Genomic DNA, 20754 nt, shown 5'->3' on the forward strand with positions numbered 1-20754 from the left:
CTTCATCACACCAGCGGAGACTTTGCCGTGACTGTCCAAACGAACAACCTGATGTGGGTCGTCGCCTGCGCAACCGGCGACATCGATGAAGAAGACGTGATCCGCTTCGATTATGCGGGCGCGAGCTACGCCGTGTATCGCATCGCCGAAGGCTACTTCGCCTCCGATGGCTGGTGCACGCACGAACAGGCGCATCTCGCCGATGGCTTCGTGGTGAGCCGCGAAATCGAATGTCCGCTCCATCAGGGACGCTTCGATATTCCGAGCGGCAAGCCCAAGAGTCCGCCGGTCTGTGTCCATCTCAAGACGTATCCGGTCAAGGTCGAAAACGGCGAGGTTCTGCTCGGCGTGCCACCGCAGGACGCGTCATGAAGACCCGCCCCGCCATGGTGATCATCGGCGCCGGCCAGAGCGGTGCACGCGCGGCGCAGGCGCTGCGCGACAACGGCTGGGATGGCACGATCACGCTGCTCGGCAACGAAGGTGTGGCGCCCTATGACCGGCCACCGCTGTCCAAGGCTGTGCTGCTCGGGCAGAAAACCACGTTCGAATGCGCACTCTACGACGAAGCCTTCTATCGTGAGCAACGTATCGACCTGCGCACCGACGCAGCCGTGCGACACATCGACCGGGCCAACCGCCAGGTCGCGCTGCAAAGCGGGCATAGCGTGGACTATCACCGTTTGCTGATCGCGACAGGCGCCGCGCCTAGGCGCCTTGCCATGCCCGGGTCCACCCTTCCCGGTGTGCATTGCCTGCGCACCGTGACCGACGCGCAAGGCATAGTCGGTGAACTGTCGCCGGGCCAGCGGATCACCATCATAGGAGCCGGATTTATCGGACTCGAGATCGCCGCGACCGCTATCGCGCGGGGCTGCAAAGTCGTGGTGATCGAAGCGGCAGCACGGGCCTTGATGCGTGCCGTGCCCGAGATCGTCGCCGCGTATCTCGTCGAGCGTCATCGGCAGATGGGGGTGGAGATCCGCTTTGCCATGCAGGTCGACCGGATCATCGGCGAGCGTCGTGTGACGGGCGTCAAACTCTCCGACGGCACCCGCATCGCGTGCGATTGCGTGATTGCGGGGATCGGCGTCAAGCCGCGCACGGAACTCGCGGAAGCCGCCGGCATCGACGTCGCCGATGGCATTGCCGTCGACGATACCCTACGCACCAACGACCCGCACATTTTCGCCGCCGGTGATGTCTGCTCGTTCCCGCACCGCCTGTTTCGCCGCCGCATCCGCCTCGAATGCTGGAAGAACGCTGAAGACCACGCACGCATTGTCGCGCGCAACATGCTCGATCGCGGCGAGACCTATTCGGAAGTGCCGTGGTTCTGGTCCGATCAGTACGACATGACGATCCAGATCGCCGGTATGCCGGCGTTCGGTGTGGCGACTACGGTACGCGAGGCAGGCACTGCGTCGAAGATCTTCTTTGCGCTCGATCGCGATGGCGTGCTGGTCGGCGCGAGCGGCGTCGGCCACGTGAGCGAGATCGCTCGCGACGTGCGCTTGGCGCAGGCGCTGATCGCGAGGCGCGCCTGCATCGAACCGGCGCTGCTCGCCGATCGCAGCGTCAAGCTCAAGCAGATGCTGACTGCGGAGGTGTCATGACACAGCGCCTCGAAATCTATCAGTCCTTGTGGGCGATGGAGCGGCGTCATACCGATGGCTACGAGCGCGCGCTCGAAGAGAACATCGCGATGATCGCGGGCGCGGACTTCGATGGCGTAAGCGTGGGATACACATCGCGCGACCAGGTGCGCCGCCTGACCGCCCTGCTCGCGGCACACGGCATGCATGCCGAAGCGCAGGCCTTTCCGCGCACGGTCGACGAACTGAAGCCGGTGCTCGAACTGGCAACCGAATTCGGCGTGCATCACATCGACCTGCAACCGAACGTGAGACCGCGCCGCATCGACGAGTGTCTGAAGCTGATCGACGGCTGGACGCGGCTTGCCGAACAGGTCGACTTTCCGGTGTACATCGAGACGCACCGCGATCGCATGACGACCGATCTGTATTTCACGCTCGACCTGCTCGACGCGCGCCCCGACATGAAGCTGCTCGGCGACATCTCGCACTACCTCGTGGGACGCGAATTCGCGTGGCCGGTATCCGCTGAGAACCACGCTGCGATGCATCGGATTCTCGACCACTCGTGGGCGTTTCATGGCCGCGTTGCGAGCCGCGAGCAGGTGCAGATCGAGATTTCGTTCGAACCGCACCAGATGTGGGTGGACCTGTTCTTCGACTGGTGGCGTTACGGCTTCGCGTCGTGGCAACGCCGCGCCGGCCCCGACGACACGCTCACCTTCACGTGCGAACTGGGACCGAAGCCCTACGCGATCATCGGTCGCGACGGCAACGATACGACCGATCGCTGGGCCGAATCGTTGTTGATGCGCGACCGGGTCCGCGCGCTGTGGAATGAACTATGCGATGACCCAGGTCGCGATGAAGAAACAATTGCACGCAACTAGTCGCCCGGGGGCAGATTCTCGCGTAGCAGCACGGTAACCGGAATCTGTTGCGGCAACGCAATGCCGGGATCGCGATGGTAGTGCCGGAGGACGATTTCAATGGAGCGCATCGCTTCGCCGGCCGGATTCTGGTCGAGCACAGCGTCGAGTGAGCCTTCGATCAGGAGGCGCCGTGATGACTCGGTGAGTTCGTGGCAGATGAACACCGTCGAGCGCGCCTTGTCGAGCGCGAGCAGCGCGGCGGCGACGCCCTCTTCGCCGACGGAAATGTTGTAGATCCCGCGCAGATCGGGATAACGCCGGAAAGCGTCGCGAGTGAGGTCCTCGGTGATCACCGACTGCTCGCGACTCTCTACCGTCTCCACGATGTCGCAGTTCGGAAAGCGGCGCCGCAGCACCGAGCGAAAGCCGCTTTCGCGTTCTTCATGGCCAAGGAAATCATGCATGCCCGTCATCACGAGGACCTTCCCTCCCGCATCGCCAAGAAAGCGTCCCATCAGTTCACCGGCCACCCGCCCCGCGCACCGGTTGTCGATCCCGACATAGGCGAGGCGCCCCGTTCCAGGCAGATCGCTTGCCAGCGTCACGACCGGCATAGAACGGCTCATGTGGCGCAGCGCTGCCGTGATGTCGGGATGCTCATACGCGACGATGATGAGCGCATCCGCCTTGCGTGTGGCGCGCTCGATGGTCTCAACCACGCTCGCCGGTTCGAGACTGTCGAAGTAAGTGACGGCACAGATCACGCGCTGCGCCTCGAACGCTTTCTGCGCGACGTCGAAACCCTGTTTGAGCGACACGTAATAGAGCGCAACAGGTTGTTGCATGAGGATCGCGATGCGCAGCCAGCGCACCGAAACAGATTCGAGCGCGCGATCGATCTTCAACTTGCGCGCCCACTCGAGCACGCTCGTCTCTTTCGCACGCGAGACCCCACCTCGACCATTGAGCACACGGTCGACGGTCGCCTCGCTGACACCGGCGGACTTCGCGATATCGGCCATGCTCGTCTTGCGACGGGTGGTATTGGACATGACAGGTTGGGAGATCGACGATGACAAGATGATCGCATCACGCCCCCGGACTATCAAGCCAGACCGTGGGGCGCGTCCACAGGACATCAACTGGAACACGACGACAGTACCCGCCCGAATGACGGCAAGGCATCTGCATCGCGGAGGCTGCCGCGCCCGGGACATAAAAGGAGACAGGAGATGACACAGAGCCCAACCCAAATCTGCGCGCGCGCAGTCAGGCTCGCGACCGCGGCATGTCTTGCATGCGCGGCTTTTTCCGCAAGTGCGTCGCAAAGAACCGAGCCGCCGACCATCGTCATGCTGACGCACGGAGCGGCGACCAACGCGTTCTGGCAGGCTGTGAAGAAAGGCTTCGACGATGCCTGCGCCCGCATTCAGGCGCATTGTCAGATGGTCTTCACGCAGACCGACGGCTCTATCGAACAGCAGAGCGCAAACTTCCAGGCGGCGCTCGCGCGCAAACCCGATGCGATCCTCACAACCATCGTCGACGACAAGGCGCTCACGCCGTTGATCAACGAAGCCCGCGCAAAGGACGTGATGGTGATCGCCTATAACGTCGACCAGAGTTCGGGCGCGGCGGGCGCGGCGAGACGTCAGGCCTTCATCGGCCAGAACTTCGTGCCCGCCGGACGCAGCCTAGCCCATCAATTGACGAGCCAGTTTCCGAAAGACGGCCCGATCCGCGTACTAGTTGGCGTCAGCGCGCCGGGGCAAAACTGGGCCGAACAGCGCGCGAAAGGCGTGATGGAAGGTCTCGACGACTGGAAGCGCGCCAACCCCAACCGCACGATCGTCGTCAACCGAATCGACTCGGGCACCGATCTGTCCGTAACCGGTGAGCGCGTAGGCGCCTACCTCACCGCGCACCCGGACACGACCGCGTATTTCGACATGGGCTTTTTCCATGCGGCGGTCGCGCGCACGCTGATGGACCGCGGCGTTCCGCCCGGCAAGGTTCTGCTCGCCGGCTTCGATATCGTGCCGCAGGTACTGCAGATGATGAAGACTGGTTATATCCAGGCGGAGGTCGATCAGCAACCGTACACGCAGGGCTTCATGCCGGTGATGCAGGTGTATCTGGCGAAGTCGTTCGGCCTTGCGCCCGCTGACATCAACACCGGCGATTCGCTCGTGATGCCTGCGCAGGCGGATCTCGTGATGAGTCTGTCGCAACGCGGCCTGCGTTAGGAGATCTTCGTGAAGAAACTGCTCAAGATCTATCTTCAGAAGCCGGAACTGGCGGGCATCGTGCTGCTGGCCGTGCTGGTCGGCCTGTTCCAGATGCGCTCGCAGATGGTGTTCCTCAGCGCCGATAACCTGCGCGGCATTCTCGGCGTGCTGCCCGAGGTCGGGCTCGTTGCGATCGGCGTGACGTTGCTGATGATCTGCGGCGAATTCGACCTCTCGGTGGGTTCGGTGTTCGCGCTCACGCCGATGTCGGTCACGCTACTGGTCAACGCCGGTTTGCCGTTCTGGCCAGCATTCGTCATCGGGCTCATGGTGGCCGCGGCGATCGGCTTCGCTAACGGGCTCATCACGCTGGTGTTCAACATTCCAAGCTTCATCACGACGCTCGGCATGCTGTTCATTGTCAGGTCGCTGACGGTCGTGCTGTCCGGTGGCTTTCCGCCCAACCTGCCGCTCGAGCAGATGCCCGCCAGCCTGTTCGTGAGTTTCATCGGACCGGACGGCCTTTTTCGCGCCTCGTTCCTCTGGTTCACCGGCATCGGCGCGGCGGCAGCATATCTGTTGTCCGCCACCAATCTCGGTAGCTGGATGAAGGCAACCGGCGGCTTTCTCGAAGCCTCGGTCGCGAGCGGTGTGCCGGCGCGGCGCGTGAAGCTGTTTTCGTTCGTGCTGTGCGCCGTGCTCGCTGGATTCACCGGGATGATCCAGGTGCTGCGCCTCGGCGCCGCGCTACCGTCGATTGGCGACGGACTTGAACTGCAGGCGGTGGCCGCTGCAGTGATCGGCGGCACCGCGCTCTCCGGCGGCATTGGCAACGTGCTCGGCGCGGTGGTCGGGGCGCTGCTGATTCGTGTAATCGACAACGGGCTCGTGCTGACCCAGGTCGATGCAAACTGGTTCGAGTTCGCGGTCGGTAGCCTGACCATCTTTGCGGTGATTGCCAACGCGTGGATGCGCCGCACGGCGCGACATCTAAAGGTACAACTATGAACACGATCTCCTCGCATACCGGTGAACTGCAGTCCTATACGAAAGCGCCCGTGGATGCCGAGAGTGCGTCGGCGCCGTTGATGGCCGTGCGCAACCTCCATAAGTGGTATTCGGGAGTCCACGCACTGAAGGGTGTGAGCCTGGAATTCCGGCGCGGTGAAGTAGTCGGCCTGCTCGGCGACAACGGCGCGGGCAAATCGACACTGATCAAGATCCTCTCCGGTGTGCACCGGCCCGACGAAGGCGAGATCCTGTTTCAGGGACAAGCGGTGCGCATCCGCTCACCGAAAGCGGCGATGCAACTCGGCATCGAAACAATACATCAGCACAACTCGCTCGTGCCCAACTTGTCGATTGCGCGCAATCTGTTTATCGGCCGGGAGCCGCTGCTCTTTTCGCTGTTCGGCATCGGGCCGATGAATCACGCGCGCATGCGCAGCGAAGCGGTCAAGGCGATTGCCGATGTCGACCTGCATCTGCGATCCGCCGAAGCGCTGCTCGGCGAGCTATCAGGCGGACAGCGGCAGGGCGTGGCGATTGCGCGCGCAATGCACTTCAAGTCGAAGCTGCTGATCCTCGACGAGCCGACCAACCATCTGTCTGTCAAGGAAACCGACAAGGTGATCGGCTTCGTGCGAGGACTTTCCGAGCAGGGCATCACGGGCGTCTTCATCAGCCACAACCTGCAGCATGTGTTTCATTCCTGCGACCGGATCGTCGCGATGGCGCGCGGCGAAGTAGTGCTCGACCGCTCCGTGGCGCAGACATCCATCGATGAAGTCACCGACCTGCTTTAACGGGGCTTAACCTGATTCAACCCCGTCGTTGCGGAGTAAGCATTGATGAAACCGTTCGAAAGGAAAGTAGCCGTTGTCACGGGGGGCACGCAGGGGCTCGGTGCGGCGATCGCCGCACCGTTCGTCGAGCGTCGCGCGCGGGGTGGTTATGTGCCGGCACTCGAAGGAAAAAGGCGAGGCCAGGGCGCGAGCGCTCAGTGGCGCCAGCGACGTGCGCTTCGTGGCCGCCGATCTCACTCGCGTCGGCGATTGCCGCTCAGTCATCGCCGCGACCGATGCGCATTTCGGACGCGTCGATGTACTCGTCAACGCCGCGGCCATGACCGATCGCGGCACCTTACTCGACACGAACCACGAGCGCTTCGACCGGCTCTTCGCGACAAATGTGCGCGTGCCGTTCTTCCTGATGCAGGAAGCGGTCGCGGTGATGCGACGCAAGCGTACAGAAGAGGGCCCGCCGGTCATCTTTAATATCTGAAGCTTCAGGTATTCACGAATCTCGGTCATCCCTCGCCTACCGCCGAATTGCGAACCCAGTTGCGCCCCTGGTCCTTTCAGTTGTAGCCGGGGATCGCGGCAAGCAATACCGACTTGAGCACCCGCTCGGGGGTAAGCCTGAGGATTACCGTCAACTCGAGGCAGAGATGATGCGCAAGATCAGTCAGCGACCTTTGCAATGCCCTCCGCCCAGGCAAACCGCACTGATTGCGGCCCTTCCGGTTTCCGGCTGGCATGGATCGAGGCTCATAATGAGCACTTATAGCGAATCCGAGCGGTGATGCCGACATGACCGGGCTCAACAATTGCGATGCTCCCGAAGGGCAGGTGTCAACCTGCTTTTCCGCCTCCCGGCAAAATGCCTCGCTATCTCTCATACCCTTGTTACGTTCCATGTCATGTCGCTCCACGAATTGAACTTACTCGCTCCGGATCCGACTACCAGCCGACGGTGTCGAAACTGGATTGATTCCAGGTCCGGTCGTAACGGCCGTTTGCTGTATTGAACCAACGACGATCCCACCGTTGATCCAGGCTCACGTTACCGAGCTTCGTCATAGGCTCTTCGTCCGAGACGCACTCACACGTCCCGGACCTGCACCGCTCTAGAACTTATGCCGGATTCCGACCCTGGCGACGATCTGATTGGACGTTGAGGACACGTCGGCAGCGCCCGGCACATAGGCGAAGTCCAGCACTGAGCCGGTCTTGTCACCTCCTGCGTGCTGATAAACTCCTTGAACGTATACGTCCGTCCGCTTTGACAGGTTGTAGTCCGCCATGAGTCCCGCCTGATGGAAAACCGGGTGAGTTTTTCCGCTCGTCGCATCGAAGCTCACGTGCGTGTAGGTGTACATTCCGCCCACATAGAAGGCCGGTGTGAACTGGTACTTTGCGTTGACCTCAAAGTTGTTGAAGCGAAGCGATGACAACGTCGCACCGCCAGCAGGCGTGATCGGGCCAACATATGCGGAACTGAGTGGCTGCGTAAGATAGGTGTTGGTGTAGGCGAAACCGACGGTTGTCGAGCCAAACACATAATTCACGCCGGCCCCGAAAATCTGCAGACGTTTGGCAACGAAGTTTTCATCGCCGCCGTTGTTGATGGCACCATATGACGTTGCGGACGGATTGTTGGCCTGCAGGTAAGCTGCAGCGAGCAGCAGACCGCCAACGGTGTATTGCGCGCCCGCGCTGTACTGTCGATTGTTCGCGAAGTTCGTGTCGTTGCTGAAGCTGTACGTTCCACCAAACTGGAAACCGGCGAACGACGGGCTGGTGTACTTGACGGTGTTGTTGACGCGGAAGGTATTGTCGGTGTTGTCGTTATCGTACGGATGGGCGAAAAGGTACCCGCCCCAATTTCCGTTGACGGTGGTTTGCGCCAGGTAGTCGACAACCGAGTCGTACTGCCGCCCTAATGTAACCGTACCGAACTGTCCAGTCGAGAGCCCGACATAAGCCTGCCTTCCAAAAGCAAGGCCGCCCTGCCCGAGCTTGCCGTTATTGACATCGAAGCCGCTTTCAATCTGGAACACAGCTTTGAGTCCGCCTCCCAGATCTTCCGTTCCTTTCAGGCCCCAGCGGCTTCCCTGCACATCGCCGCTTTGCATTCTGTAGACCTGGCTTCCCTGGGCGTTGTTCGTGAAGTCGAGGCCTTCGTCAATAACACCATACAGTGTGACCGAGCTTTGAGCAAAGACGGGAAAGGATAACAAAGCGAGGCTCGAAGCCAGCGCCAGCCTGCATCTATGCATTTAGATCTCCAAGGTAGTAGTTTTTTTACTGCTGTTTCGCATCGGCCTGATGGCAATGCATTCAATCCTTCAGGAAAGTCCCGTCGATGGGACTTTCCTCCGCTTGCCGCGCTTCCAACCTTCCACGCGACGTATGGCTCACTGCACTAGTGCTCAGCGGCCAGCGTTCGGCGCGACCTATCAGATTGGCCATCATCCGGCACGTCGTGCCTGCCTCCGGCCGTCGTCCGTTTTTGGGTAGGCGAGTGCCAGTGCGCACCCCAGCAACATGCACATGCCGAACCCAACCATTCCGACTCGCTGGGAATGAAATTCATCGTTCAACCAGCCCAACAGATACGTGCCGATAAAGCCGCCCAGATTGGCAAGCGATGTGATCATCGCGATACCTGCGGCAGCGCCGGTTCCTTTGAGAAAGGTGGGTGGAAGCGTCCATATGACCGGAATCGTCGCCGCCGCGCCCGCGTTGATCAGCGAGAAAAGCACGACGGTCGTGAGCGTGGTGTGAGGTGTGAACGCGATCACGAACAGCCCACAGCCCGCGACCAGACAGGGCACTGCCATGTGCCAGCGGCGTTCGCGAGCACGATCAGAGCTGCGGCCGCACCACAGCATGCTCAGCACGGCGGCCGCATTCGGCGGGACCATCCAGAGGCCGATCGCGAACGGATCGCGCAAGCCTGTGTCGCGCAGGATCGACGGCAGCCAGAAACTCGTCGCATAAACGCCGATCATGATGCAGGCGTCGATGAGACCCAAAATCCACAGCCTCCGGTCGATGAACACATGTTTGAGCGACGAGATCTTCTCGACATGCGGATGACTGTCGAGGTTATCGAGCAGGATTCGCTTCTCCTCGATCGAGAGCCATGTTGTCTTATCGATGCTATTGGGCAGCCACAGCAACACGAAGACGCCTAGCATGACCGCCGGCAGCGCTTCGGTCAGAAACAGCCACTGCCATCCGCCGAAGCCGCGCACACCGTCCATCACGTTCATCAGCCAGCCGGATATCGGGTTGCCAACAAGGCTCGCGATTGGAATCCCGATCATGAACAACGCGACGATCCGCGCGCGCCGTTCATAGGGAAACCATTGCGACAGATAAAGCAGCACGCCCGGCACGAACCCGGCTTCGGCAGCGCCGAGCAAGAATCGCGCAATATAGAATTGAAGCGGAGTCTTGACCAACAGCGTCGCACCGGATAGCACGCCCCATGTGATCATCACGCGCGCGATCCAGACCTTGGCGCCAACTTTCTCGAGTACCAGATTGCTCGGTATCTCGAAGGCGACGTATCCGACGAAGAAGAGTCCGGCGCCGAGACCATATACGCGGTCGCTGAAATCGAGCGCGTCGAGCATCTGCAGCTTCGCCAATCCGATGTTGACGCGATCGAGGTACGCAGCGAGAAAACACAAAAAGAACAGTGTCAGCAGACGCGCGGTTACTCTGCCATACAGCGCGTCAATACTGGGCGCTCCAATCGCCGAAAGGCGATCAGCGGGAACCGTGGGGCCGGTCGACATGGAATCCGCCGATGAAAATTAAAATGGATTTCGAGGCTGATGTTTGCGGTGTCACGACTACCATTCGCTCGTTTCGAATATCGCGTGATGATCCATCCAGTCATACTGCATGGCAGGGTGATGAGGCAGCAGCGCCACGCCCAAGCCTTTTCGCACCTTGTTCTCGACATCTTCCTTATGCGCGCCTTCAGGCTCGCCGGCGTTTTCCGCGCGCGCGTCACCGCACACGCCTTTCCCGATGGATAAGCGATTCATGGTCTTCCCTGAAATTAAAGCGGAGTGCGCTTACGCCTGATCGGATGAAACCGTGCCGACATGAGGCCCGCATCGCTCGATAGCCACGCGGACAGTCTCTTCGGGAGGACGTTCCCACCAATCCAGCTCAGAGAAAATCTCCAGCTCGAACGGCCCGGCATAGCCGATATCGTCCAGCCATCCTTTGATGCGTGGAATATCGATGACGCCGTCGCCAACCATCCCGCGGTCACGCAGATTTCGCGTCGGCACGAGCCAGTCGCAGTAATGGAAGCTGACGATGCGCTCCGGACCCGCGCGCCGAAGCTCCGCTTCGAAGACTGGGTCCCACCAACAGTGGTAAACATCGGGAACGAGCCCCGCCCCCTCCCCGAGTTCATCGCATAGATCGTTGGCGACCTTGATCGAATTGAGGACACTGCGGTCTCCCGCATACATCGGATGCAGCGGCTCCAGACCCAGCTTTACGCCGACTTCTCGCGCATGCGGCAGCAGCGCGAACAGCGCATCGCGCACACGCGCACGTTGGCCCTGAATGTCCTTGCTATCCGGTGGCATGCCGCCAACGACCATCATCAGGCAGCCCGCGCCGATCTCCGCGGCTGCGTCGAGCAGGCGTCGATTCGTGTCGATCGCCTCAGCCATGCTCTTGTCGACGCTTACGTTGAGCCACTCGCTGGTGCACAGCGACGGCACCCACATTTCCAGTTCGTCGAGATGCTTGCGCGTGCGCGCCACGCCATAATCCTCGAGGAACTGTCTCCAGACCGCAATGCCGCTGACGCCCTGACGCTTGTAGCCGTCGAGTGCTTCAGGCATTGTCCACCTGGGCGTGGTTATCTGATTGATAGCGAACCGTGAAAGGTCGTGACTCATGCGGTTTCTCTCCATGTGATCGGCCAGCCGCGCATAGAGCGCGTGCGTCATCGTCGTGCGTTCACGGCATGCTCGCCCGCCGAAATAGCGGGCGACATGTACACGTCGCGATACCTGTATAGGTGGTCGCGGCTGCACAGTTGGAGAGACTGAATATGGAAGGCCTCAGCGGCCAATGGATTCGGCGAGAAAGTTGAATAGACGATCGAAATTGCAATGCGCAACGTTGAACCGGAGCCATCCGGTCTTGACGCGGCCTGCAAAGAAGAGATGTCCGGGCGCCAGCAGAATCCGTTCTTTCAGGGCCAACTCGGCCAATTGCGACGAATCACCGTCGATGCCAGCCTCCTTCGCCCAAACGAACATTCCAGCCCGAGGCTCGCAAAAAACCTCGAAGCCGCTCGCCTCGAGCCTCCGGCAAGTCCTTTCCTGCGCGGCAGCAAGGCGATCTCGCAACTGTTCGGTCTGCTTCCGGTAGTGTCCTTCAGACAGGACCCCGCTCACCAGCCGCTCGGTGACAGTCGGAGTCGACATGCCTGACACCAGCTTCTGATAAAGCAGGCCCTCGATAACAGCAGGGTCGGCAACGACAAAGCCGACTCGCAAGCCCGCGCCTATGGTCTTCGAGAAACTGCCGACGTAAATGACATTCTTCAACTGATCCAACGACGCGAGCGTGAACTGTCCGCCTTGCACGAGATCAGCGGACACATCGTCCTCGACGATCAGGCAATCGTAGCGCTCGGCCGCTTTCAGCACCTTGTACGCGGTCGCGGAGTTGTAGCTTGCCCCCGTCGGGTTATGCAGACGGCTATTGGTGAAGTAGAGCTTCGGCCGATGGGTGGCGAGTGCCGCTTCCATCGCGGTGACGTCCGGCCCGGCGGGAGTCATCGGTATGCCGATGGTTTCGACATCCCGCATACGCAGGGCGACCAGAAGATCGCTGTAGCAAGGCTCTTCCACCATCACGACATCGCCCGGCTGGGTGCACTGCCGGATCACCAGATCGAGCGCCTGATTCGCGCCCAGCGTGGTCATCACGCCATCGACGTCGGTTTCGATTCCGTACTCGGCCAACTGCCTCACGATCTGTTCGCGCAGCCGATCGAAACCCCGCGCATGTCCGTAACCCAGAAGATGCTCAGGATGCGCCGCAAGCTGCCTTAGCGAGCGCGCGATCGCTTCGTTGTCGAACCACGTTTCCGGCAGCCATCCTGCGCCTGCGTGAATCGCCCCTTCGTTGGTGCCGAGAAAATTTCGCACCAGCCATCCATTAGTGACTTTCTCGTCGAGCTTTTCTGCCGTCTTCTGTGGAGCGCCCAGACGTCGGTCCGATACATAAAAGCCCGAGCCCCGTCGTGCAACCAGAACGCCTTGCGCGACGAGGCGATCATAGGCTTCCACCACCGTAAAGGTCGACACGCCATGTGCGCCCGCGAACGCGCGAATGCTCGGCACGCGTGCGCCGGGTCGCCAACGCTTCTCTTCGACCTCCTGCACGATACCCGCGACGATTTGCATGGTGAGCGAGGCCTCGGCAGCGGCATCCAACGAAAGAAAGGGCTTCATTCAAAAACTCGACCGAATAACACGATGTGTACAGGTCGCGGCGCATATACAGCGATCCGCGTGTCCATCCAAGTGTACATGTATCTGTGCAGGGTATTTATCTAAATTGCACTTACGTTATCGCCACACGAATTTGGCGAGATCGCAATTCCCAAGAGATACCCGTATGAAGAAAATACGTAACTCCGCACAGCTTCTTTCGCACGGCGACATTGATTCGCGCCGAATCGTTCTCGAGATTGCCGATCGCACACTCGAGCGTCTGGACAGCTATCGACGCATTCAAAGCATCATGCGTCTCGACGGCGACGTGCTGCACATTGGCACGCGCTCGTGGGATCTGTCGAAGAAGCGTAATGTGTATCTGATCGGCGCCGGCAAGGCCTGCAATCACATGGCGATGGCGGTCGATCACGTGCTCGGCGATCGCCTGACGTACGGCATCGCCATCGTGAAGATCCACGAGGAATCGGACCGTTTCAACAGAACGGAAGTGTTCGTGGGTGGCCACCCGCTGCCCAACGAAGAGGGCCATCGCGCGTCGCGAAAGATCATCGAGCTCGTCGATCAGGCAGGGCCGGACGATCTGTTTATTGCAGTCATCAGCGGCGGCAGTTCTGCGCTCATGTCGTGTCCGATCGATGGGATCACGCTGCAGGATGAAATCGACACGACCGATGTGCTGCTCAAGTCAGGCGCCGGCATCTACGAAATCAATGCGGTACGCCGGCACATCTCGGCGCTGAACGGCGGCATGCTGGCGAAGCGCATCCAGGCAGTCGGCGCCGAGTTGATCGGGTTCGGCATCAGCGACGCGGTGGGCTCTCCCGCAACGGGCGACATCGCGGTGCCCTACGCGGCCTACAAGAGCACGCCGATCGGTCCCGACATGACAACGCTCGACGATGCTCGCGCGACGATCGTCAATCGCAACGTAGCGGACCGTCTGCCGAAGAGCGTCGTCGACTACCTGATGCACGCCGGACCAGAAGCGGAGACGCCCAAGGCATTTCCCGACAACACCTACTTCCTGCTCAACACCCTTCCGGATTCGTGTATCTACGCGAAGGAAGTCTGCGAGGAAATGGGCCTCCCAGCGATGATCGTGACCTCGTTCCTCGAGGGTGAAAGCCGTGATGCGGGCACCTTCTGGGCCTCGATAGCGAGAGAGGTGCAGGTCTATGGCAGGCCCATCAAACCACCCTGCGTACTGCTGAGTTCGGGTGAAGTGACCACGCTGATCGATGACAACAGCGTGATCAAAGGTCATGGCGGCCCGGGCCAGGAGATGGCCGTCAGTTTCGCCATCACTGCGGAAAAGACCCAAGGCGCGTGTCTCCTCTCCATCGACAGCGAAGGGACGGACGGCACCGCGAAGGTCGCTGGCGGAATCACGGATTCGACCAGTTTCAAAGCGGCTGCCGCGAAGGAAATCAGTCTTTATCAGGCATTGCGCGAACATAGCTGTTACGAGGCGCTCTCCTCCATTGACTCCGCCATCTTTACAGGCAACACAGGAACCAATCTCTGTGATCTGAACATCCTGTATGTTCCTGCACCGAAGGAAAACAAGTAATGGAAGACAAGATCACCTCCGTTCGCGCCCAACAGATCATCGACTGCAAATGCCGTCCCGCCGTTGAGGTAGAGATTCGGACCGAAAGTGGCGCGATCGGACGCGGCGCGGCGCCGACCGGCACATCCGTCGGCATGCACGAGTCGTTCGTCCTTCGAGACGGCGATCCGTCGACGTACAACGGCCTGAGCGTGCACCAAGCCGTGGCAAACGCGGTGAAAATAATCGGTCCGGAATTGATCGGCATGAACGTGTTCGATCAACGCGCCATCGACGACAGGATGATCGCGCTCGATGGAACGCCGGACAAGCACCGTCTGGGCGGCAATACGATCTATTCCGTTTCCATCGCGGCCTTTCGTGCCGCGGCCGACGCACTGGCCGTTCCACTTTACGAGCACATCGCCGGGCGCGACATCAAAACCGTTCCGGTGCCGTGCTTCAACGTTGTCAATGGTGGCCGGTACGAAGGCTTTACGCAGGCGTTCAACGAATTCCTGATCGTGCCCTACGGTACCGACAGCATCGACTTCGCGATCGAAATGGCAGTGGCGGTGTTTCAGAAACTCGCGGACGTGCTGACGACCTATCTCGGGCACAAGCCACAAGTGGCAAGCTCCTATGGGTACGCCGCGCCGTCCGAAGATCCCGAGATGATCCTGATGCTCATGCAAAAAGCGATCGACCAATGCGGATACACCAACCGCATTGCGTTCGCACTGGACTGCGCATCGAGCGAGATGTACGACAAGCAAAGCGGTCGCTATCTCCTCAAGGGCGAACACGTCTCCTCTGACGAACTGATCGCCTACGCGAAGTATCTGACGGAACGCTTCAATCTCGTCTTCATCGAAGACCTGCTCGACGAGAACGACTGGACCGGCTATACCAAGGCCGTGCGCGAACTCAAGCGCACCATGGTGCTAGGCGACGATCTCACGGTGACGAACCTCGAACTCCTGCGCAAGGCACATGACACGCATGCGGTTGATGGCTTCGTGCTCAAGCCCAATCAGGTCGGCACGATCACCGAGGCGATGGATGCGTATCGATTCGCGCAAGCACACGGAATGATCGCCGTGCCCTCGGGCCGCTCGGGTGGCGTTGTGGACGACGTCGTGATGGATTTCTCCGTCGGGCTCGAGGTGCCTTTCCAGAAAAACGGTGCGCCGCGTTCAGGCGAACGCATCGAAAAGCTCAACTTCCTCATGCGCGCCAACGGGCGAAGTCCCGCATGCCGTCTGTATGACATCACGCCGCTTCTGCGTTTCTGATCCGCCTCGCCCACACGTCTCAGACGAACAACCTCTTTTGCCAGAAAGGTATGTCCATGTACCCCAAGATTGATTTTCTGTACCTCTCCGAACCCGACATGATCGCCGCCGGTGTTCTCGACGCTGCACGCTGTGTTTCCGTGTGCGAAGAGACCTTCAGCCTGCTTGGCAAAGGCGACTATCTGATGGGCGGCGCCAATCACAACAACCACGGCATGAACATCGTTTTCCCGAAAGAGACGAAGTTCCCCAACATGCCCGTAGCCGGACCGGATCGCCGCTTCGCCGCGATGCCGGGTTATCTCGGTGGCCGCTTCGATGTATGCGGCAACAAGTGGTACGGCTCCAATCATGCCAATGCGCAGAAGGGCCTGCCGCGTTCGATCCTCACGATGATGATCAACGACAAGGACACCGGCGCGCCGCTCGCGCTGATGTCGGCGAACCTCTTGAGCGCTGCGCGAACGGGTGCTGTGCCGGGCGTGGCGGCGAAATATCTGGCGAACAAGGACGCGAAAACGGCTTCCGTGATCGGTTGCGGCCCGATCAACAAGGCATGTTTCACCGCGATCATGACCCAGCTCGAAGGAATCGAAAAAGTGGTCTGCTTCGACGTGTTCCTCGACAAAGCAAACGAGTTCGCGAGTTGGGTCGAAGCGACGTATCACGTCAGCGCCATAGGGGTAGATGACGCCGAACAAGGCTTTCGCGATGCCGACGTCATCACCGTCGCGGCCTCTCGTCTGAAGCCGCTCTACTTCAAGGACGAGTGGATCAAGGAAGGCGCCGCCATCCTCGTCTCCGGCCCGTTCAACACGGACGAGTCTTTCCTCACGAACTGCAGGATCGTCTTCGATCACACCGCGTTGCAGGAGGCCTACGTAGAGGATGCAATCGCGTCCGGCAACAAGGAGGCGTACTACAACGGCGTCATCGGCGGTCCGTTCTATCGTCTCATCGACGCGGGCAAGCTGCCCTCCCTTGCCGATTCGACGGGTCTGGGCGACGTTGTCAATGGCGTGAAGCCCGGCCGCGAGAGCAGCAAGGAACGGGTCATCTTTATTGCGTGCGGCATGGCCGTATTCGATATCAGCTGGGGCTATGATCTGTACAGGAATGCTGTGCAGAAGGGTATTGGCCAGTCGTTGAATCTCTGGGAAAAACCCAGCCAGGCCTGAGGTGCCTTCTACCAGGCCCCGAATATCGTTCGGGGCAGTTTTACTTTTTTGCAATTATCTAACTGCGCAAGTCGGCCGCCCACTCTGGAAAACTCCATGACCACATATCGTTTCGAATGCATTGAAGGCCATACCGAAGGCATGCCCGTTCGGATGGTGACAAACGGTGCGCCCATCGTGCAACGCGCTTCGATGGCCGACGTTCGGGAAGCCTACATCGCCGAATATGACTGGATCCGTCGCGCCCTCATGATGGAGCCGCGTGGACACGCACATATGTCCGGCACGATCCTGTATCCACCGATGTCAGCCGATGCGGACATGAGCCTGCTCTTCATCGAAACGTCGGGCTTCCTGCCGATGTGCGGCCACGCGTCGATCGGTTCGATTTCGTTCGCCATCGAAACAGGTCTGGTCACGCCTCGTCAAGCGGGGAAGGTCGTCGTCGACGTGCCAGCCGGTCAACTGTCCGCACGCTATGAGATGGACGGCAACCGCGTGAAAGCTGTTCGCTTCACCAACGTGCCGAGCTTCCTGCTCCATCGCGATGTCGAGGTGAATCACCCCGTGCTCGGGAAACTCGTCGTGGACATTGCCTATGGCGGAAACTTCTATCCGATCGTAGAAGTGCAGCCCAACTTTCCTGGCTGCGAGCATTTCTCGCCCGAGCAACTGCTGGAGTACGGTCGGCAGATGCAGGAAGCGGTCAACCAAACGATCGACGTCGTGCATCCTGACAAGCCTGCGATTCGCGGCGTGAAGCATTGCATGTGGACAGGCGCGCCACAAGCAGATGACGCGGATGGCCGTGCGGTCGTCATTGCCGGCGCGACGCTGATCGACCGATCGCCTTGCGGAACGGGCACGTCCGCGCGCGTGGCGCAACGCTTCGCCAGGGGGCTATTGCGCGAGGGGCAGACCTTCACTCATCAGAGCCTGATCATGAGCGCTTTCGTCGGCCGGGTCGAAGCGGTCACCAGGCTCGACAGCGGCCTCGACGCGGTACTGCCAAGTGTCGAAGGACAGGCCTGGATCACCGGCCGAGGCGAACACTACGTGGATGACTCGCAGCCTTACGCGCACGGATTCAGCCTCGACGAATTCACGCGATGAGCCGTGCCCCTTTGATTGATGAGGGAATGAAATGAACGCGTCCCACTCGTGAATGTAAGCGCAAAGGGAGGTGGATCCTCACGGGTCAACGGCATCGATGATCCACGGCGCGCGTAGCGTAATAGAGCACGCAAAGGAGCCCGGCGAGTGGGTCGAGCAGATGATGAGGCGGCGGCTAAAGAATGTGGTGGTCGTCGCATTGGCGAACAAGATGGCGCGGACGATCTGGGCCGTGCTGGCCCATGACCGACCGTACCAGAAGGTCTACGTGAGCATGAAGCCGGCCTGATGGATCAGGCGAAGCAGAAGATCGACGTTTAACACGGGGGTGAACATCGAAAGGTAGCGCAGCAATCGAGTGTGATGGCAAACCAGGTAGGGTCGAGACTTGCTAAATCTGAATGCGCCCTCGAGCGTCAAGCTCGCGCCACGGAATGAAGTGCGAGTCAGCGTATTTCATAGAGGCCCGCAGCAGCAATCCTGGCTGCAATACACACGAAAACTGTTGCAAACGGGACGCGTTCATATAAAGGGCGCATGAAAAAGCCGGTTCTGCGAACGCAGAACCGGCTTTTCCTCGTAAATCGAGTTACGCTGCGCGTTTGACCAGATCCCGAAGCTCCGCCGGAAACAGCATATCTCGCGCGATGGAATCATCGGCGCGAAGCAGTTCGGCCGCTTTGTGCGCGCCGAAGAAATCCAGAAACAACGGCGTTTGCAGAATCAACATGTCGAATCCGGGGAGAACGGCCATTCCCTTATCCATCGCGGCTCTGAGTAACGGCGTGGGTTGATTCTTCATCAGGATGTCGCAGACCTGCGCTTTCGGTGCGAGGCGATCGGTCGGAACAGGCAGCGGATCGTTCGTCTTGAGACCCAGCGGCGACGCATTGATCACGACTTCAAACGCGGCGGGATCATTGCTCTGCTGCACGGAAACGGGCACGCCGTACTGCTTCTGGATCGACTGAGCCAACTGGCGAGCCTTGGCGGTATCGGGGTCGTACAGACCGATCGAGGACACCGCGCCTTCCGACAGCGCAGCCGCGATAGCGCTTGCCGCACCGCCGGCGCCAACCAGGAACACCGACTTGCCGCGGTATTCCATCGCATAGCGCTCCATGGACTTGACGAAGCCGAGCCCATCGAACAACTCTCCCTCCAACTCGCCGGCCGCATTGCGTCGAATGGCATTGACGGCGTTCGCGACCTGCGCACCCTTCGAGAGATGTTCGACGATCGACGCGGCCGCCGTCTTGTGCGGAATCGACAGAACCATGCCTCGCGTCGTTGGCGAACTGAAGAGCGAGCGCACCGTCGCTTCGAGATTCTCCGGGGAGACCTGTAGCGGGACCATGACCGCATCTTCGTCGCAAAGCGGCAATACCTTGTTGAAAATCTCCGGGGTACGCACCTGCTCAATCGGGTCCGCCACCATGAAGAAAACGCCAGTTTTTCCGGTAATCATGAAAGTCCTTCGTCATTCATATCACTAACTGTGATGTTGCAGGGGAGGCGTCGACAAGGCGTCCCGCCCGCGGGCGGGACGCGTGACACGTCACTTCTTCGGAAAGCCTTCGCCCCAGGTATCGCTCAGCATGAAGCCGGCCGCCAGCGGATCGTCGGGGTCAACGCCGATCTGCTCGACGCTGTAAATCCACGCGCGCCCGCTGATGCGAGGCAGCACCGCAGCCTTACCGCCCACCTCGGTCTTTCCGAGCAACTCGACGCCGAACTCGCTTCCGATCGTCGAGCGCGACTTGAGCTTTCCTCCGACGTCCACTCTCCCGCGAGCGGCAAGCGTTGCGAGATTCGCGGAACTGCCCGTGCCACACGGAGACCGGTCGATTCTCCCTGGCGGCAGTGTCGTGCAGGTTTGATACTCCACGTCACTCACGCGGTTGCGGAACATCACGTAAGCAATCTGGTTGATCTCCGGATAGAGCGGATGCTGAATCCTCACCTGCTCATTGATGATGTTTCGCAACTCCACGCCCAGATCCGCCAGTTGACGCGCATTTTCCGGGGCGATGGCGAGTTTGACCTGCTCCACATCGACGAGCGCGTAATACACGCCGCCGAACGCGATATCCACCTTGATCTTGCCAAATTCCGCTGTTTCAATCGGCAGGTCAAGATGTTCAACAAAAGCCGGAACCATGTTCAGCGAGACCCCGACGCAGCGACCATCACGGCAAGTCGCTCGCGCAGTGACCAGGCCCGCCGGCGTGTCCAGCACGACGGTGGTTTCCGGCTCCTGCATCGGCACGATTCCCATCTCTAGCAGAGCCGTCACCACGCAAATCGAATTGCTTCCCGACATCGGATGCGCCTTGTCGGACTGAAGCACGATGAAGCCCGCGTGCGCCTCGGGGTGCGTCGGAGGCAACAGCAGGTTCACCGACATCTGCAGGCAACCGCGCGGTTCGAGCACAACGAGCTTTCGCAGGCTGTCGTCGACCTCGTTGATGTAATTCATCTTGTCGAGCATCGTCTTGCCCGGAATGTTCACCACGCCACCCGTGATGACTTTTCCAATTTCGCCTTCGCAATGCACGCCTACGAGTTGAAGTGTCTTTTTCCAGCGCATGATAGACTCACTCAAGAAATGTATTTCGTATCCGACGT

At 60.2% G+C, this 20754-nt stretch carries 20 protein-coding genes and 1 pseudogene; 12 read left to right on the top strand and 9 right to left on the bottom strand.

Features of this window, described 5'->3' with window-relative positions; all coding sequences use genetic code 11:
* Positions 1 to 51: 51 nt before the first annotated feature.
* Genes EVC45_RS31810 through EVC45_RS31820 form a run of 3 tightly spaced genes read left to right on the top strand, consistent with a single transcriptional unit; the run spans position 52 to position 2485 of the window.
* Positions 52 to 372: a non-heme iron oxygenase ferredoxin subunit gene (locus EVC45_RS31810; RefSeq protein ID WP_168991574.1), complete on the top strand. Its 321-nt coding sequence runs from the start codon at positions 52 to 54 to the stop codon at positions 370 to 372.
* Positions 369 to 1616 carry an NAD(P)/FAD-dependent oxidoreductase gene (locus EVC45_RS31815; RefSeq protein WP_129962138.1) on the top strand — a complete coding sequence of 416 codons (1248 nt, stop codon included), beginning with the start codon at positions 369 to 371 and terminating at the stop codon, positions 1614 to 1616. Before EVC45_RS31810 ends, EVC45_RS31815 begins: the two co-directional genes overlap by 4 nt.
* Entirely contained in the window at positions 1613 to 2485 is an 873-nt protein-coding gene (locus tag EVC45_RS31820) for a sugar phosphate isomerase/epimerase (protein WP_129962139.1), read from the top strand. Before EVC45_RS31815 ends, EVC45_RS31820 begins: the two co-directional genes overlap by 4 nt.
* Here the strand turns inward: EVC45_RS31820 and EVC45_RS31825 are convergent.
* The gene (locus EVC45_RS31825; protein ID WP_129962140.1) at positions 2482 to 3519 is read right to left on the bottom strand and encodes a LacI family DNA-binding transcriptional regulator; all 1038 of its coding nucleotides are present in this window, start codon (positions 3517 to 3519) and stop codon (positions 2482 to 2484) included. The two genes, EVC45_RS31820 and EVC45_RS31825, sit on opposite strands and share 4 nt — an antisense overlap.
* Positions 3520 to 3819: 300 nt before the next feature.
* Between EVC45_RS31825 and EVC45_RS31830 the strand changes: the two genes are divergently transcribed.
* The 4 genes from EVC45_RS31830 to EVC45_RS31845 all read left to right on the top strand — a co-directional run bounded on the left by EVC45_RS31830 (position 3820) and on the right by EVC45_RS31845 (position 6978).
* Entirely contained in the window at positions 3820 to 4713 is an 894-nt protein-coding gene (locus EVC45_RS31830; RefSeq protein ID WP_248295330.1) for a sugar ABC transporter substrate-binding protein, read from the top strand.
* Positions 4714 to 4722: 9 nt separating this feature from the next.
* The gene (locus EVC45_RS31835) at positions 4723 to 5703 is read left to right on the top strand and encodes an ABC transporter permease (RefSeq protein WP_129962142.1); all 981 of its coding nucleotides are present in this window, start codon (positions 4723 to 4725) and stop codon (positions 5701 to 5703) included.
* On the top strand, positions 5700 to 6500 hold the full coding sequence (locus EVC45_RS31840; RefSeq protein ID WP_129962143.1) for an ATP-binding cassette domain-containing protein: 801 nt from the start codon (positions 5700 to 5702) through the stop codon (positions 6498 to 6500). The genes EVC45_RS31835 and EVC45_RS31840 overlap by 4 nt, the downstream gene beginning before the upstream one ends.
* A 148-nt stretch (positions 6501 to 6648) precedes the next feature.
* Positions 6649 to 6978 carry an SDR family oxidoreductase gene (locus EVC45_RS31845; RefSeq protein WP_248295331.1) on the top strand — a complete coding sequence of 110 codons (330 nt, stop codon included), beginning with the start codon at positions 6649 to 6651 and terminating at the stop codon, positions 6976 to 6978.
* Positions 6979 to 7054: 76 nt separating this feature from the next.
* On the opposite strand, the gene EVC45_RS45420 is transcribed toward EVC45_RS31845, so the two are convergent.
* From EVC45_RS45420 to EVC45_RS31870, 6 genes are all read right to left on the bottom strand, one after another.
* Positions 7055 to 7393 (bottom strand): hypothetical protein, encoded by a 339-nt coding sequence (locus EVC45_RS45420; protein ID WP_136624684.1) that lies wholly within the window; start codon positions 7391 to 7393, stop codon positions 7055 to 7057.
* Positions 7394 to 7603: 210 nt separating this feature from the next.
* A complete protein-coding gene (locus EVC45_RS31850) occupies positions 7604 to 8755 on the bottom strand; it encodes a porin (protein WP_129962144.1) in 1152 nt (383 codons plus the stop codon).
* A 192-nt stretch (positions 8756 to 8947) separates the two neighbouring features.
* A complete protein-coding gene (locus EVC45_RS31855; protein WP_129962145.1) occupies positions 8948 to 10285 on the bottom strand; it encodes an MFS transporter in 1338 nt (445 codons plus the stop codon).
* A 57-nt stretch (positions 10286 to 10342) separates the two neighbouring features.
* Entirely contained in the window at positions 10343 to 10540 is a 198-nt protein-coding gene (locus EVC45_RS31860) for a hypothetical protein (RefSeq protein ID WP_129962146.1), read from the bottom strand.
* 30 nt (positions 10541 to 10570) lie between these two features.
* Complete coding sequence (locus EVC45_RS31865; RefSeq protein WP_129962147.1) at positions 10571 to 11416, bottom strand: sugar phosphate isomerase/epimerase; 846 nt, start codon at positions 11414 to 11416, stop codon at positions 10571 to 10573.
* 165 nt (positions 11417 to 11581) lie between these two features.
* Positions 11582 to 12985, bottom strand: coding sequence for a PLP-dependent aminotransferase family protein (locus EVC45_RS31870; protein WP_129962148.1), 1404 nt, complete (start codon positions 12983 to 12985; stop codon positions 11582 to 11584).
* 166 nt (positions 12986 to 13151) lie between these two features.
* On the opposite strand from EVC45_RS31870, the gene EVC45_RS31875 reads away from it, so the two are divergent.
* From EVC45_RS31875 to EVC45_RS31895, 5 genes and pseudogenes are all read left to right on the top strand, one after another.
* A complete protein-coding gene (locus tag EVC45_RS31875) occupies positions 13152 to 14561 on the top strand; it encodes a glycerate kinase (protein WP_129962174.1) in 1410 nt (469 codons plus the stop codon).
* Positions 14561 to 15835 carry an enolase C-terminal domain-like protein gene (locus EVC45_RS31880; protein WP_129962149.1) on the top strand — a complete coding sequence of 425 codons (1275 nt, stop codon included), beginning with the start codon at positions 14561 to 14563 and terminating at the stop codon, positions 15833 to 15835. The genes EVC45_RS31875 and EVC45_RS31880 overlap by 1 nt, the downstream gene beginning before the upstream one ends.
* A 56-nt stretch (positions 15836 to 15891) precedes the next feature.
* Positions 15892 to 17013 (top strand): tyramine oxidase subunit B, encoded by a 1122-nt coding sequence (locus EVC45_RS31885; protein WP_129962150.1) that lies wholly within the window; start codon positions 15892 to 15894, stop codon positions 17011 to 17013.
* Between the two features lie 96 nt (positions 17014 to 17109).
* Positions 17110 to 18126, top strand: a complete 1017-nt coding sequence (locus tag EVC45_RS31890) for a 4-hydroxyproline epimerase (RefSeq protein WP_129962151.1) — start codon at positions 17110 to 17112, stop codon at positions 18124 to 18126.
* 97 nt (positions 18127 to 18223) lie between these two features.
* Positions 18224 to 18415: pseudogene (locus tag EVC45_RS31895) on the top strand (IS110 family transposase); the annotation flags it as partial.
* A gap of 300 nt (positions 18416 to 18715) precedes the next feature.
* Here EVC45_RS31895 and EVC45_RS31900 read toward each other — a convergent pair.
* Both EVC45_RS31900 and EVC45_RS31905 read right to left on the bottom strand, forming a co-directional pair.
* Positions 18716 to 19594, bottom strand: coding sequence for a shikimate dehydrogenase (locus tag EVC45_RS31900; RefSeq protein ID WP_129962152.1), 879 nt, complete (start codon positions 19592 to 19594; stop codon positions 18716 to 18718).
* Positions 19595 to 19684: 90 nt separating this feature from the next.
* Positions 19685 to 20716 carry a proline racemase family protein gene (locus EVC45_RS31905; RefSeq protein ID WP_129962153.1) on the bottom strand — a complete coding sequence of 344 codons (1032 nt, stop codon included), beginning with the start codon at positions 20714 to 20716 and terminating at the stop codon, positions 19685 to 19687.
* Positions 20717 to 20754: the final 38 nt, after the last annotated feature.

The sequence above is a fragment of the Paraburkholderia sp. UYCP14C genome (genome assembly GCF_004197395.1).
Lineage (GTDB): Bacteria > Pseudomonadota > Gammaproteobacteria > Burkholderiales > Burkholderiaceae > Paraburkholderia.